This is a genomic window from Pseudomonas sp. Xaverov 83 (assembly GCF_019352905.1).
Taxonomy (GTDB): Bacteria; Pseudomonadota; Gammaproteobacteria; order Pseudomonadales; family Pseudomonadaceae; genus Aquipseudomonas; species Aquipseudomonas yamanorum.
The window spans coordinates 979,713-992,909 of record NZ_JAAAFU010000075.1 but is presented as its reverse complement, the minus strand read 5'-3'; the positions used below and the strand labels follow the sequence as shown (position 1 = coordinate 992,909).

The window sequence follows — 13,197 nt, the reverse complement described above, 5'->3', positions numbered from 1 at the left end:
GTAACAATGAGCCAAATAATGAACGAAGCTTTAGAGAATTTTCGTGCAAAGTGGTGGGCAACAGGCTAATTAAGCTGTAGGAAATTCGAATTTAACCCCCAAACACGCGGATTTATTCTAACCATGATTCTCGACGCTACCGACCTGCGCCTTCTGCATTTCCTGCAACAGGATGGCCGTATCAGTAACCAGGAACTGGCGGAGAAAGTCGCCCTGTCGCCCTCGGCTTGCCTGCGGCGTTTGCGCCTGCTGGAGAGCGAAGGAATCATCAGCGGTTATCGAGCGGTGTTGAACGCCGAGCAGTTGGGGATTGAGCTGGAGGCCATCGTCCACCTGTCGTTGCGTCAGGATGTGGAGGATTGGCACGAGACGTTTATCAAGAAGGTGCAAGGGTGGCCGGAGGTGGCCAGTGCGTATGTGATTACGGGGGCGAGCAATTATGTGCTGCGGGTGCAGGCACGTAATTTGAAGCACTTTTCGGACTTTATCGTGAACCACCTGAACCGCACGGCGGGGGTGATGGATATTCGGTCGGAGATCGTGTTGCAGAAGATCAAGGATCGGGATGATCTGCTCGATCTGGTTGTTCGCAAATAGCACGAACACCACACATCAAAGGTGGGAGCTGGCTTGCCTGCGATAGCGGTGTGTCAGTCACCACCGCTATCGCAGGCAAGCCAGCTCCCACCTTTTTTACCGGGTTCAGTCTTCGAGTGCGCGCACTCGCTGCATGCGCTTCTGCTCCACCGGCGCTGCCGCAGGCTGCAACTCAAAGTCAAAATCAATCTGCGCAAACTGCCCTTCCACACCAAATTCCTTCGCCAGGTTTGCGTCCTCGCTGAAGCGAATTTCGGCGATCAACTCATCCCGCGTCGCATAGGCAAAATCATCATGCAGGTACGGATCATCCGACAGGTTGATCTGCGTGGTCAGGTGCCGATGGCCCGGCGCCGAGATGAAGAAGTGGATATGCGCCGGCCGCTGGCCATGGCGCCCCAACTGGTCCAGCAACTGCTGGGTCGGGCCGGTCGGCGGGCAGCCATACCCGGACGGTACGATGCTGCGGAAACGGTAGTTGCCCTGGGCATCGGTCTCGATTCGCCGACGCAGGTTGAACTCCGACTGCGTGCCGTCAAACCACGAATACGTGCCGCCCGTGTTGGCCTGCCACACATCGACAATCGCGCCCGCCAGCGGCTTGCCGTTGGTGTCACGCACCTGGCCTTGCATGAACAGTGGCACGCCCGGGTCCTGCCCGTCATCCAGCCGCGCCTCGTATTTGGACAGCGGCGCACCGGCCACATACAGCGGGCCTTCGATGGTGCGCGGAGTGCCGCCGGATTTGCCGGCTTCCTCGTCCGCCGCGTCCATCAGCATGTCCAGGTAATGCTCCAGGCCGAGGCCTGCCGCGAGCAACCCGGCTTCCTGGTTCTTGCCCAGTTCGTTGAGGTAGTTGACCGCCTTCCAGAACTCTTCCGGGGTCACTTCCAGGTCTTCGATGATGTTCACCGTGTCCCGCAGGATCCGGTAGATCAGCGCCTTGGCCCGTGGGTTGCCGCCGTCGTTCAGGTTGCCGCTGGCTTCTTCGAGAAACTGTTGGGCGTGAGCAGTCTGGGAAAGTCGGATGGTCATGGTGCAATCCTCATCTTGTAATTATTAGGTGAAAAAAAAGACTCAGCGATCATCCTCACGGATCGACGATGGATGCCGGCACAGGGCATTCACTTCGATGGCCATGTAAGGATAAAGCGGCAGTTGCATCAGCAGGTCATGCAGTTCCTGCACGCTGTCGACATCGAACACGCTGTAGTTGGCGTAAAGCCCGGCGATGCGCCACAAATGGCGCCATTTGCCTTGCTCCTGCAGCCGCTGGGAGAAGGCTTTTTCTTCAGCCTTGAGGCCGGCAGCGCGCTCGGGGTTCATGTCGACGGGCAGGTTCACGGTCATTTTTACGTGGAACAACATCGCAGGTGTCCTCTTGTTATTTATCGCGACGGAAGAACGCCAGGCGCTCTTCATCGATGGCCAGGCCCAGGCCCGGAGCGGTGGAGACATGCAGGTGGAAATCGCGGTACACCAGCGGCTCGGCGAGGATGTCTTCGGTGAGCAGCAGCGGGCCGAACAGCTCGGTGTCCCACGCCAGTTTGTTCAAGGTGAGGAACGCGTGGGCCGAAGCCAGGGTGCCGATACCGCCTTCGAGCATGGTGCCGCCGTACAAGCCGATGCCCGCCGCTTCGGCAATCGCCGCGGTGCGCAATACCGCGCGCGGGCCGCCGTTTTTAGCGATCTTCAGGGCGAACACCGAGGCCGCGCCTTCGCGGGCCAGGTTGAAGGCATCTTCCACACATTCGATGGATTCGTCGGCCATGATCGGCGCCGGGCTCGACAGGTTGAGCCGGGCCATGCCGCCACGGTTATTGCGCGAAATCGGCTGTTCGATCAGGTCGATACCGTTGTCGCCCAACACCTTGCAGGCGCGCAGGGCCACGGCTTCGTCCCAGGCCTGGTTGACGTCGACCCGCACACTGGCGCGGTCGCTCAGGGCTTTTTTGATGGCGATGACGTGAGCCAGGTCCTGGCTGACTTCACCGGCACCGATCTTCAATTTGAAGATGCGGTGGCGGCGCAGGTCGAGCATCTTCTCGGCCTCGGCGATGTCTTTTTCGGTGTTGCCACTGGCCAGGGTCCAAGCCACCGGCAAGGCGTCCCGCACGCGGCCGCCGAGCAGCTCGCTGACCGGCAAATTCAGGCGTTTGCCGAGGGCGTCGAGCAAGGCGCTTTCGATGCCCGACTTGGCAAAAGTGTTGCCCCGAATGCTGCGCTCCAGGCGCAACATGGCGGCATTGATGTTGCTCGCGTCCTGACCGAGCAGCAGCGGCGCGAAGTGCCGGTCGATGTTGACCTTGATGCTGTCGGGGCTTTCATTGCCGTAGCTCAGGCCGCCGATGGTGGTGGATTCACCAATGCCTTCGATACCGTCGGCGCAGCGCACACGGATGACCACCAGGGTCTGGTTCTGCATCGTGTGCATCGCCAGCTTGTGCGGGCGGATGGTAGGAAGGTCGACGATGATGGTCTCGATCGACTCGATGGCGCAAATCGGCATGGCAATACCCGTTGGGTTCTTTATAGATTTGGCCTGATTCTGTTCCGGATCTCTGCTGGCTTCCAATATAGAATGAGTCTCGAACAATACCCTCAAGGTATGAATGGAGTCCTTATGGAACTGCGCCATCTGCGTTACTTCCAGGTGCTGGGGGAAACCCTCAACTTCACCCGCGCCGCCGAACGCCTGCACATTGCCCAGCCGCCGTTGAGCCGGCAGATTCAGCAACTGGAGGACGAACTGGGTGTGGTCCTGTTGGAACGCGGGCGGCCGTTGCGGCTGACCGAGGCCGGGCGGTTTTTCTATGAGCACGCCAACGTGCTGCTGGAGCAACTGGGCAAGGTGTGCGATAGCACCCGGCGCATTGGCTTGGGCGAAAAGACCTGGCTGGGCATCGGTTTTGCGCCGTCGACGCTGTATGGGGTGTTGCCGGAGTTGATTCGACGGCTGCGCAGCCATGATGGCCTGGAACTGGAGTTGGGCCTTTCCGAGATGACCACGTTGCAACAGGTCGAAGCCCTCAAGGCCGGGCGCATAGACGTGGGTTTCGGGCGGATTCGCATCGACGATCCGGCGATTGTGCAGCGGGTGTTGGTGGAAGATCGGCTGGTGGCCGTGTTGCCCGCCGGGCATCCCCTGCTGGGCGCCCCGGCCACCCTGGCGCAATTGGCCGCTGAACCCTTCGTGCTGTATCCCGGTAACCCGCGGCCCAGCTACGCCGACCATGTGATCGCGCTGTTCGATGCCCATGGCTTGAGCCTGAAGGTCGCGCAGTGGACCAATGAATTGCAGACCGCCATCGGCCTGGTGGGCGCGGGCATGGGCGTGACCTTGGTGCCGGCCTCGGTGCAGGTGCTGCATCGTGCCGATATCGGCTATACCCCGGTGGTGGAAGCCACGGCCACTTCGCCGATCATTCTCAGCCGGCGGATCAATGACCAGTCGCCGGGGCTCAGTCATTGCCTGCAACTGGTGGAAGAGTTGATCTGAGATTTCACAACCGGCACAAATCCCCTGTGGGAGCTGGCTTGCCTGCGATAGCGGTGGGTCAGCCAAGAAGATACAAGCTGAGCCACCGCTATCGCAGGCAAGCCAGCTCCCACAGTTGATCTCCGTTGTTTTTGCGTAAAGTGTTCATCCACGCATGCGTCGGGCGTCGTTGCGTTGCAGGGTCTGGCTGGGAGACTCATCGAACAGCTTGCGGTACTCGGCCGAGAATCGCCCCAAATGGGTAAAGCCCCAACCCAGGGCGATCTCGGAGATAGTGCGGGTCGAACCGTGTTCGAGAATTTCCTGGCGCACGGCACCCAGGCGGTATTTCTTCAGGTAAGCCATGGGCGACAGGGCGAAGTATTTTCGAAAGGCATCGAACAGCTTGAAGCGCGAAACCCCCGCCGCCGCCTCAAGGTCCTCCAGATGCACCGCCTCCCGGGCGTTGTCGTGTATGTACTGCCGCGCACGGATCAGATAGTGCGGCAGCTTCACCCCCAGCACGTCCCGCAGTTCTTCGGAGTAGTTATTCGGCTGGGCGAGAATCAGGCCCTTGATCAGCGAGCTTTCCAGATCCCGGGTAAACGCCGCCTGGTCATACAGCTCGCTGCTGCGCTCCAGTTCGGCGATGAAATACCGCGCCATGCGCCACCACGACGCCGGGGCGCCATCCACCGCATCCATCACCGACTCAAAGCGCAGCGGCGCTTCAATCGGCCGCTGCAGCAGGCCTTCCAGGGATTCGCTCATCGCTGCGCGGGTGATCACCACCTGCAACTTGCGGCAGTCGCCGGAAATCGCCAGCACTTGATGCTCATTGGGCGAGATGATAACGCCCTGATCGCGGTTGGAACTGAGCCGTTCGCCGTTCTTGCTCAGTTCCTGCTCGCCCACCAACGGCAGGCTCAGGCTGTAGCTGCTGAAGTGCTCGGCGTCTTCGATGTCGATGGTGACGTCGGTGCCGTATTCGATAATCCCCAGCGTGGTGGCGCGGGACTTGAACACATTGGCACTGTGGTGAAAGCGGATGCGCTCCGGCGTCGCGGTCTGCAGCCGGTGCGGCCCGCAAATGCCGGACATCCAGCTGCAGGCGCCTTCAAGGTCGAAGCGCTCGATACGTATATCGCGTGTATTGCTACTCATCACGGGGCACCCACGGCAATTGTGGCCGGCGCGCTCTGACGGCGCGTCCTGGTAGAGCAACAGCAAGTTTTGCGCCACGCCAGCGGCATTGCCACTGGGTGGATAGCAACCGTCGATTAAGTGGATAACGCACCGACTTTTCCGACAATCGCCTTGCAAGACAGTAGCGCATTCCACCACTGCCCTGCACCGCCGTGGGTATTTCGTGCCCAACTAAGTGGCCCACCTTCCCCCATTAACCGGATAGCCCGCCACCCCGCCGCAGCCTCTTAATGGCCTACCCGTTTAGCCATTATCAAAAAAGGTGCCTCCCATGAGTGGTGCAAGAAGCGTCGAGCAGTGGAAAAGCTTTATCGAAGGCTGCCTGGACTTTCGTCCGGTGGATGAGGTTTTCCGCATCGCCCGGGACATGTTCACCGAGCCGGAGCTGTTCGAGCTGGAGATGGAACTGATCTTCGAAAAGAACTGGATCTACGCCTGTCACGAAAGCGAATTGGCCAACAAACATGACTTCGTGACGATGCGCGCCGGGCGCCAGCCGATGATCATTACCCGCGACGGCGAAGGCCAGCTCAACGCGCTGATCAACGCTTGCCAGCATCGCGGCACCACCCTGACGCGGGTCGGCAAGGGCAACCAGTCCACCTTCACCTGCCCGTTCCACGCCTGGTGCTACAAGAGCGATGGCCGGCTGGTGAAGGTCAAGGCGCCGGGGGAATACCCGGAGGGGTTCGACAAAGCCACCCGCGGCCTGAAAAAGGCGCGGATCGAGAGCTACAAGGGCTTCGTGTTCATCAGCCTCGACGTGAACGGCAGTGACAGCCTGGAAGACTTCCTCGGCGACGCCAAAGTGTTCTTCGACATGATGGTCGCCCAGTCGGCCACCGGTGAGCTGGAAGTGCTGCCGGGCAAATCCGCCTACACCTACGACGGCAACTGGAAACTGCAAAACGAGAACGGCCTGGACGGTTATCACGTCAGCACCGTGCACTACAACTACGTGGCCACGGTGCAGCATCGCCAGCAGGTCAACACGGAAAACGGCACGGGCTCCGCCACCACCCTGGACTACAGCAAGCTCGGTGCCGGCGACGCGAATACCGATGACGGCTGGTTCGCCTTCAACAATGGCCACAGCCTGCTGTTCAGCGACATGCCCAACCCCACCGTGCGTTCGGGCTACGCCACCATCATGCCGCGCCTGATCGAAGAACATGGCCAGCAAAAAGCCGAATGGATGATGCACCGCCTGCGTAACCTGAACATCTACCCGAGCCTGTTCTTTCTCGACCAGATCAGCTCGCAGTTGCGGATCATCCGCCCCATCGCCTGGAACAAGACCGAGATCATCAGCCAGTGCCTGGGGGTAAAGAACGAGTCTGACGCCGACCGTGAAAACCGCATTCGCCAGTTTGAGGATTTCTTCAACGTCTCGGGCATGGGCACGCCGGATGACCTGGTGGAGTTTCGCGAAGCCCAGCGCGGCTTCCAGGGCCGCCTGGAGCGCTGGAGCGATATCTCCCGCGGCAGCCACCGTTGGGAAACCGGGCCGACGCCCAACAGCGAAGCCATCGGCATCCAGCCAGCGATGACCGGCACCGAATTCACCCACGAAGGGCTGTACGTCAACCAGCACCGCAATTGGCAGAAATTCCTGCTGGACGGGCTCGATGCCCAAGCCCTGAAACTGCGGGAGGTGAAATGATGAATGCGCAATTGCAGTACCGGATCGAGCAGTTTTTTTACCGTAAATCCGAGCTGTGCGATGCCCAGGATTGGGACGCCTACGTGCAGCTGTTCGACCCGCAGAGTGAGTTCCACTTGCCGCAGTGGGACTCGGAACACGTCTACACCCGCGACCCGAAGCGCGAGATGTCGCTGATCTACTACGCCAACCGTTCAGGGCTGGAGGACCGGGTGTTTCGCTTGCGCACAGGCAAGGCCGCGTCGGCCACGCCGATGCCGAGGACGCTGCATTTGATCAACAACGTACGGATTGCAGAGCAATCCGGCGGGCTGCTGGAAGTGAAACTGAACTGGCACACGTTGTTCTATCGGCTGGCCACATCGGAGCAGTTCTATGGCAGCGCCACCTACAGCCTCAAGCCCGATGGCGACAGTTGGTTGATCACCCGCAAGCATGCGCTGCTGCTCAACGACACCATCAACTCGGTGCTGGATTTCTATCACCTTTGAACACCTCCCCCCCGTAGCAGCTGCCGAGCCTTGGCGAGGCTGCGTCTGCGGCGCACCTGACACTCCGCAGACGCAGCCTCGCCAAGGCTCGACAGCTGCTACGGGGCGTTTTAGAGAGCGATCATATGAATCACAAAGTGGCCTTCAGTTTTGCCGACGGCAAGACCCTGTTTTTCCCGGTGGGCGCCAATGAGATCCTGCTGGACGCAGCCTTGCGCAACGGCATCAAGATCCCGCTCGACTGCCGCGAAGGCGTATGCGGCACCTGCCAGGGCCGTTGCGAATCAGGCGATTTCACTCAGGACTACGTGGACGAGGAAGCCCTCTCCAACCTCGATCTGCAACAACGCAAAATGCTCAGTTGCCAGACCCGGGTCCAGTCCGACGCGGCGTTTTATTTCGATTTTGATTCCAGCCTGTGCAACGCGCCGGAGCCAGTACAAATCCGCAGCACGGTGAGCAATGTGCAGCAGATCTCGACCAGCACGGCGATCCTGCACCTGCAGCTTGAGAACTCATTGGACTTTTTGCCGGGCCAATATGCCCGCCTGTCGATTCCCGGCACCGACAGTTGGCGCTCCTACTCCTTCGCCAACCGCCCGGGCAATCAGTTGCAGTTCCTGATCCGCCTGCTGCCCGATGGCGTGATGAGCAACTACATCCGCGAGCGCTGCCAGGTGGGCGATGAGGTGCTGCTGGAGGCGCCATTGGGTGCCTTCTATCTCCGGCATGTCACCCGACCGCTGGTGTTGGTGGCCGGTGGCACTGGTTTATCGGCGCTGGTGGGCATGCTCGATGACCTGGCCGCCAGCGCCTGCCAACAGCCGGTGCATCTGTATTACGGCGTGCGCGGTGCGGCAGATTTGTGCGAGGCCGCCCGCATCGCCGCTTATGCCGAAAAAATCCCAAACTTTCGCTACACCGAAGTACTCAGCGACCCACCTTCGGATTGGCCCGGCAAACGCGGCTACCTCACTGAGCATTTCGACCTGGCCGAATTGCGGGATCAATCGGCGGATATGTACGTGTGCGGGCCGCCACCGATGGTCGAATCCATCAAACAATGGCTGCTGGATCAGGCACTTGATGGCGTTCAGCTGTATTACGAAAAGTTTACCGAGAGTAATATCTGACCCCTCAGCGGTATGAGGGGCTGGTTCGGTGTGCGATCAACCCTGAAAAAAACAAGTAGAAGGGAATGTTAATGGCGGATGACATGGTTAACCCGGTGGGCCTCAAGCGTGGCCTGAAGAACCGGCATATTCAGCTGATTGCCTTGGGAGGGGCAATCGGGACCGGGCTGTTCCTCGGCTCGGCGGGCGTGCTCAAGTCGGCGGGGCCGTCGATGATCCTGGGCTACGCGGTAGCCGGGTTCATCGCGTTCCTGATCATGCGCCAGCTGGGCGAGATGATCGTCGAGGAACCGGTGGCCGGCTCCTTCAGCCACTTTGCCCACAAGTACTGGGGCGGTTACGCAGGCTTCCTCGCCGGCTGGAACTACTGGGTACTCTACGTGCTGGTGGGCATGGCCGAGCTGACAGCGGTGGGCAAGTACATCCAGTTCTGGTGGCCGGAAATTCCGACCTGGGTCAGTGCGGTAGTGTTCTTTGTGCTGGTCAACCTGATCAACACCCTCAACGTGAAGTTCTTCGGTGAGACCGAGTTCTGGTTCGCGATCATCAAGGTGGTGGCGATTGTCGGCATGATCGTGCTCGGCTGCTACCTGCTGTTCAGCGGCACCGGCGGCCCGCAGGCCTCGGTGAGCAACCTGTGGAGCCACGGCGGGTTCTTCCCCAATGGCGGCATGGGGCTGTTGATGTCCATGGCATTCATCATGTTCTCGTTCGGCGGCCTGGAGCTGGTGGGTATTACCGCCGCCGAAGCCAGCGAGCCACGCAAGGTGATCCCCAAGGCGATCAACCAGGTGGTGTACCGGATCCTGATTTTCTACGTCGGCGCACTCACCGTGCTGCTGTCGTTGTACCCATGGGACCAACTGCTGCAAACCCTCGGCGCGTCGGGCGATGCCTACAGCGGCAGCCCGTTCGTGCAGATCTTCTCGCTGATCGGTAACGACACCGCCGCGCACATCCTCAACTTCGTGGTACTGACCGCGGCACTGTCGGTGTACAACAGCGGCGTGTACTGCAACAGCCGCATGCTGTTCGGCCTGGCCGAGCAAGGCGATGCGCCGAAAGCGTTGATGAAGCTGAACAAGCAAGGCGTGCCGCTGCGTGCCTTGGGCATCTCGGCCCTGGTGACGCTGCTGTGCGTGGTGATCAACTACGTCGCCCCGCATGACGCACTGGAGCTGTTGTTTGCGCTGGTGGTTGCCTCGCTGATGATCAACTGGGCGCTGATCAGCCTGACCCACATCAAGTTCCGCAAGGCCATGGGCGAGCAAGGCGTGGTGCCGTCGTTCAAGACCTTCTGGTTCCCGTTCAGCAACTACCTGTGCCTGGCGTTCATGCTGATGATCATCTGCGTGATGCTGGCGATTCCGGGTGTGCGAGCGTCGGTGTATGCGATTCCGGTTTGGGTCGGGATTATCTATGTGGCGTACCGGTTGCGGTTGAATAACGCGAAGGCTGTGGCTGTGCGCTAAACCTGTGGGAGCTGGCTTGCCTGCGATAGCGGTGGTGACTGATGCACCGCGATCGCAGGCAAGCCAGCTCCCACATTTGCATCGTATTTCAAATGAAAAGCCCCGGTTCTCCGGGGCTTTTTTATTACAGCGTGGAACGCACTCGCCACAGTTCGGGGAACAATACGGTGTCGAGCATCTTGCGCAGGTAGCCCACGCCTTCGGTGCCGCCCGTACCTGGCTGGAAACCGATAATCCGCTCCACCGTGGTGACATGGCGGAAGCGCCACTGACGGAAGGAATCTTCCAGGTCGATAAATTTTTCGGCCAGTTGGTACAGGTCCCAATAACGGCTCGGGTCGCGATAAACCTCGCGCCACGCCGCCTCCACGGATTCATCGTGAACCGTCGGCGCCGTCGGGTCGCGTTCGGCGCGCTTGGGGTCGATCGCCAGGCCGGCCTTGGCCATCAGGTTGATCGCCTCGTCATACAGCGACGGAGTGGCAATCGCCACTTTCAGCTCGTTCAACAGGTCCGGACGATGGGCGTGGGGCCGCAACAGCGCCGCGCTTTTATTGCCAAGGATGAATTCGATTTCCCGGTACTGGAACGACTGGAAGCCCGACGACTGGCCCAGGTACGGGCGAATCGACTTGTACTCCGACGGCGTCATGGTCGCCAGCACTGCCCAGGCGTGCACCAGTTGGTCAAAGATCCGCGACACCCGCGCCAGCATTTTGAACGCCGGTGGCAACTCACCCAGGCGCACGTGTTCGCGGGCGGCCTTGAGTTCGTGGAGCATCAGTTTCATCCACAGCTCGGAGGTCTGGTGCTGGATGATAAACAGCATCTCGTTGTGGTCCGGCGACAGCGGGTGCTGGGCGCTGAGCACTTTGCCCAGGTCCAGGTAGTCGCCATAGCTCATGGACTCGGAAAAATTCAGCTCGGCGTTATGCCATTCTTCCGGCGGCTGGTAGTCAGGGGAGAAAGGACACTGGCTCATCGCGTGGGCTCCTTGAGCGGGCGGAGAATGGCTCGTACCGGACTGGCATCGAGGTTGGCGAAACGCAGCGGCAGCGCGATCAACTCGTAATCGCCCTCCGGTACGTCGTCGAGGACGATGCCTTCGAGAATCGCCATGCCATGACGGGCGACGGCGTTGTGGGAATCCATGGTCTTGGACTGCTGCGGGTCCAGGGACGGCGTGTCGATGCCGATCAGGCGCACACCGAGGTTGGCCAGCAGCTCGACGGTTTGCGGGGCGACGGCGGTGAAATTCAAATCCCAGGTATCCAGTGGCGCCTGTTGATAAGTGCGCAGCAGCACACGCTCTGGCAGGTTCTCCAGGCGGCCTTCCAGTTGATGTGGCTGCACCAGCGCGCCGCTGTCCAGGCAATACAGCACCCGGCACGGGCCCATGTACACATCCAGGGACACTTCACCGATGGGCGCACCGTCAGCGCTGTAGTGCAACGGCGCGTCCACATGGGCGCCGGTGTGGGGCGACAGGGTGATGCGTCCGACATTCACCGGGCACTCGGGGCCGAACTGCCACACGCGCTCTTCCTGAAACGGCGTATCACCCGGCCAGGTCGGGGTCGCGGTGCTCAAGGGCGGGCTGATGTCCCACCACGTTTTTATTGGATTCATTTCAAGGCTCTCGGTCGTTACTGGGGTGAATGATACGAGGGCCAGCTGTAAATATTCTTGCGAATTCCAGCGCAAAGCGGGAAATCTTTCGCACTTACTGCGAGGAAATGGCTGATTGGTGATTGGATGTTTCAATCCGCGCGCCTGCGCTTCTGGGCATCCCGATGTCGAGTTCAGACCACTGGTGGGCCGCCCAAGGCGATAGGGTTCGGACTCCCTTCCACTGCCTCGGAATCATCATGTCCAAGCCGATCACCGTACTGCGCGACACCCACCCACTGCCGGTGCTGGACGCCTGCAAATGGGAAAAACTCGAAGGCGACCCCCACACCGTCAACCTCAATGCCTACACCAGCGAGGACGGCAGCAAGATCATGGGCACCTGGATCTGCACCCCCGGCAAATGGCGGGTGGAGTATGTGAAGTGGGAATACTGCCACTTTCAGGAAGGCTACTGCGTGATCACCCCGGACGGCCTGGAGCCGATCCATTTGCGAGCTGGGGATATCTTTGTGGTGGAGCCGGGGATGAAGGGGACGTGGGAAGTGGTCGAGACGGTGCGTAAGTATTTTGTGTTTGCCTGACGGCCAAAAACCCGGGAACCCGCTTGAGGCGGGTTCCCGGAAAATCCCCTATTGGGGCTTGCGATAGCTGTTGATGATCGCCGAGAAGTCCTTGCCCCCTTCCCCACGCTGGCTCATCGATTGATACAACTGCTGCGCCACTGCGCCGAGGATCACCGGCTGGTGCGCCTGGCGGGCGGCTTCAGTGGCCAGCCCAAGGTCCTTGAGCATCAGTTCCGCACCAAACCCACCGGTATAACCCCGGGACGACGGCGCCGTTTCGATAATCCCGGGCCATGGGTTATAGGTGTCCGAACTCCAGCAGCGTCCGGTGGAACTGTTGATAATTCCCGCCAGCACTTGGGTGTCGATACCCAGCGCATCGCCCAGGGCCATGGCTTCGCTGACGCCGACCATGGTGATACCCAGCAGCAGGTTGTTGCAGATCTTGGCGATTTGCCCGGTGCCGACTTCGCCGCAATGGACGATGTTACGGCCCATCTGCGCCAATACCGGTTGCAGAGTGGCGAACAGTTCCGGCGTGGCGCCGACCATGAAGGTCAGCGTCCCGGCCTGGGCACCGCCGGTGCCGCCGGACACCGGGGCATCGGCCATCACCACGCCTTGTTTTGCTGCCGCCGCGGCTACATCGCGGGCGGTCTGCGGGTCGATGGTGCTGCAATCCACCGCTGGCACGCCTTTGCCGATGCCGGCCAGCACGCCATCTTCACCGAGCCATACGCTGCGCACATGGGCCGCAGCCGGGAGCATGGTCACTACCAGCTCGGCGCCTTCTGCTGCCGCGCGCGGTGAGGCGCTGATGGTGCCGCCCAGCTCGGCCAGTTCCTTGAGCACGGCCTGGTTCAGGTCGAACAGGTTCAGCGCATGGCCAGCCTTGATCAGGTTGCGCGCCATCGGCGCGCCCATGTTGCCCAGGCCGATAAATGCAATCTTCATGGTCGTCT

Annotated in this window: 14 protein-coding genes; 7 read left to right on the top strand and 7 right to left on the bottom strand. The window is 60.6% G+C overall.

The features are described 5' to 3' along the window. The first annotated feature begins 123 nt into the window (after window positions 1–123). Entirely contained in the window at window positions 124–597 is a 474-nt protein-coding gene (locus K0H47_RS25825; protein WP_003212305.1) for an Lrp/AsnC family transcriptional regulator, read from the top strand. Between the two features lie 105 nt (window positions 598–702). Here the strand turns inward: K0H47_RS25825 and catA are convergent, their stop codons facing one another. From catA to K0H47_RS25810, 3 genes are read right to left on the bottom strand one after another with little or no spacing between them, the layout of a single operon-like run. Next, window positions 703–1,632 (bottom strand): catechol 1,2-dioxygenase, encoded by a 930-nt coding sequence (gene catA, locus K0H47_RS25820; protein WP_177025785.1) that lies wholly within the window; start codon window positions 1,630–1,632, stop codon window positions 703–705. A gap of 42 nt (window positions 1,633–1,674) precedes the next feature. Continuing rightward, window positions 1,675–1,965, bottom strand: coding sequence for a muconolactone Delta-isomerase (catC, locus tag K0H47_RS25815; RefSeq protein WP_003212310.1), 291 nt, complete (start codon window positions 1,963–1,965; stop codon window positions 1,675–1,677). 16 nt (window positions 1,966–1,981) lie between these two features. Continuing rightward, window positions 1,982–3,106 carry a muconate cycloisomerase family protein gene (locus K0H47_RS25810; RefSeq protein ID WP_219273832.1) on the bottom strand — a complete coding sequence of 375 codons (1,125 nt, stop codon included), beginning with the start codon at window positions 3,104–3,106 and terminating at the stop codon, window positions 1,982–1,984. 114 nt (window positions 3,107–3,220) lie between these two features. On the opposite strand from K0H47_RS25810, the gene K0H47_RS25805 reads away from it, so the two are divergent. Further along, window positions 3,221–4,096 carry a LysR family transcriptional regulator gene (locus K0H47_RS25805; protein WP_167665285.1) on the top strand — a complete coding sequence of 292 codons (876 nt, stop codon included), beginning with the start codon at window positions 3,221–3,223 and terminating at the stop codon, window positions 4,094–4,096. Window positions 4,097–4,240: 144 nt separating this feature from the next. Here the strand turns inward: K0H47_RS25805 and K0H47_RS25800 are convergent, their stop codons facing one another. After that, window positions 4,241–5,239 (bottom strand): helix-turn-helix domain-containing protein, encoded by a 999-nt coding sequence (locus K0H47_RS25800; RefSeq protein ID WP_093210152.1) that lies wholly within the window; start codon window positions 5,237–5,239, stop codon window positions 4,241–4,243. Between the two features lie 313 nt (window positions 5,240–5,552). Here K0H47_RS25800 and antA point away from each other — a divergent pair, with 313 nt between their 5' ends. From antA to K0H47_RS25780, 4 genes are all read left to right on the top strand, one after another. Beyond that, window positions 5,553–6,944, top strand: a complete 1,392-nt coding sequence (gene antA / locus K0H47_RS25795) for an anthranilate 1,2-dioxygenase large subunit (RefSeq protein ID WP_219273831.1) — start codon at window positions 5,553–5,555, stop codon at window positions 6,942–6,944. Then, window positions 6,944–7,435, top strand: a complete 492-nt coding sequence (gene antB, locus K0H47_RS25790; protein ID WP_063033264.1) for an anthranilate 1,2-dioxygenase small subunit — start codon at window positions 6,944–6,946, stop codon at window positions 7,433–7,435. The genes antA and antB overlap by 1 nt, the downstream gene beginning before the upstream one ends. 125 nt (window positions 7,436–7,560) lie before the next feature. Next, window positions 7,561–8,568, top strand: coding sequence for an anthranilate 1,2-dioxygenase electron transfer component AntC (gene antC / locus K0H47_RS25785; protein WP_201140899.1), 1,008 nt, complete (start codon window positions 7,561–7,563; stop codon window positions 8,566–8,568). A 71-nt stretch (window positions 8,569–8,639) separates the two neighbouring features. Continuing rightward, the gene (locus tag K0H47_RS25780; protein ID WP_177025780.1) at window positions 8,640–10,040 is read left to right on the top strand and encodes an amino acid permease; all 1,401 of its coding nucleotides are present in this window, start codon (window positions 8,640–8,642) and stop codon (window positions 10,038–10,040) included. A 124-nt stretch (window positions 10,041–10,164) separates the two neighbouring features. Here the strand turns inward: K0H47_RS25780 and kynA are convergent, their stop codons facing one another. Together kynA and kynB are read right to left on the bottom strand one after the other, a co-directional pair. Further along, window positions 10,165–11,022: a tryptophan 2,3-dioxygenase gene (gene kynA / locus K0H47_RS25775; protein ID WP_063033266.1), complete on the bottom strand. Its 858-nt coding sequence runs from the start codon at window positions 11,020–11,022 to the stop codon at window positions 10,165–10,167. After that, window positions 11,019–11,669, bottom strand: coding sequence for an arylformamidase (gene kynB / locus K0H47_RS25770; protein WP_219273830.1), 651 nt, complete (start codon window positions 11,667–11,669; stop codon window positions 11,019–11,021). Before kynB ends, kynA begins: the two co-directional genes overlap by 4 nt. Window positions 11,670–11,908: 239 nt before the next feature. Here kynB and K0H47_RS25765 point away from each other — a divergent pair, with 239 nt between their 5' ends. Continuing rightward, window positions 11,909–12,253, top strand: coding sequence for a cupin domain-containing protein (locus tag K0H47_RS25765; RefSeq protein WP_003212331.1), 345 nt, complete (start codon window positions 11,909–11,911; stop codon window positions 12,251–12,253). A 48-nt stretch (window positions 12,254–12,301) separates the two neighbouring features. Here the strand turns inward: K0H47_RS25765 and mmsB are convergent, their stop codons facing one another. Then, complete coding sequence (gene mmsB, locus K0H47_RS25760; protein WP_093202138.1) at window positions 12,302–13,189, bottom strand: 3-hydroxyisobutyrate dehydrogenase; 888 nt, start codon at window positions 13,187–13,189, stop codon at window positions 12,302–12,304. Window positions 13,190–13,197: the final 8 nt, after the last annotated feature.

Excerpts from the sequence above, each read along its gene's own strand:
- K0H47_RS25825 (WP_003212305.1), top strand. The coding sequence starts at position 124 with ATGATTCTCGACGCTACCGACCTGCGCCTTCTGCATTTCCTGCAACAG.
- catA (WP_177025785.1), bottom strand. The coding sequence starts at position 1,632 with ATGACCATCCGACTTTCCCAGACTGCTCACGCCCAACAGTTTCTCGAA.
- catC (WP_003212310.1), bottom strand. The coding sequence starts at position 1,965 with ATGTTGTTCCACGTAAAAATGACCGTGAACCTGCCCGTCGACATGAAC.
- K0H47_RS25810 (WP_219273832.1), bottom strand. The coding sequence starts at position 3,106 with ATGCCGATTTGCGCCATCGAGTCGATCGAGACCATCATCGTCGACCTT.
- K0H47_RS25805 (WP_167665285.1), top strand. The coding sequence starts at position 3,221 with ATGGAACTGCGCCATCTGCGTTACTTCCAGGTGCTGGGGGAAACCCTC.
- K0H47_RS25800 (WP_093210152.1), bottom strand. The coding sequence starts at position 5,239 with ATGAGTAGCAATACACGCGATATACGTATCGAGCGCTTCGACCTTGAA.
- antA (WP_219273831.1), top strand. The coding sequence starts at position 5,553 with ATGAGTGGTGCAAGAAGCGTCGAGCAGTGGAAAAGCTTTATCGAAGGC.
- antB (WP_063033264.1), top strand. The coding sequence starts at position 6,944 with ATGAATGCGCAATTGCAGTACCGGATCGAGCAGTTTTTTTACCGTAAA.
- antC (WP_201140899.1), top strand. The coding sequence starts at position 7,561 with ATGAATCACAAAGTGGCCTTCAGTTTTGCCGACGGCAAGACCCTGTTT.
- K0H47_RS25780 (WP_177025780.1), top strand. The coding sequence starts at position 8,640 with ATGGCGGATGACATGGTTAACCCGGTGGGCCTCAAGCGTGGCCTGAAG.
- kynA (WP_063033266.1), bottom strand. The coding sequence starts at position 11,022 with ATGAGCCAGTGTCCTTTCTCCCCTGACTACCAGCCGCCGGAAGAATGG.
- kynB (WP_219273830.1), bottom strand. The coding sequence starts at position 11,669 with ATGAATCCAATAAAAACGTGGTGGGACATCAGCCCGCCCTTGAGCACC.
- K0H47_RS25765 (WP_003212331.1), top strand. The coding sequence starts at position 11,909 with ATGTCCAAGCCGATCACCGTACTGCGCGACACCCACCCACTGCCGGTG.
- mmsB (WP_093202138.1), bottom strand. The coding sequence starts at position 13,189 with ATGAAGATTGCATTTATCGGCCTGGGCAACATGGGCGCGCCGATGGCG.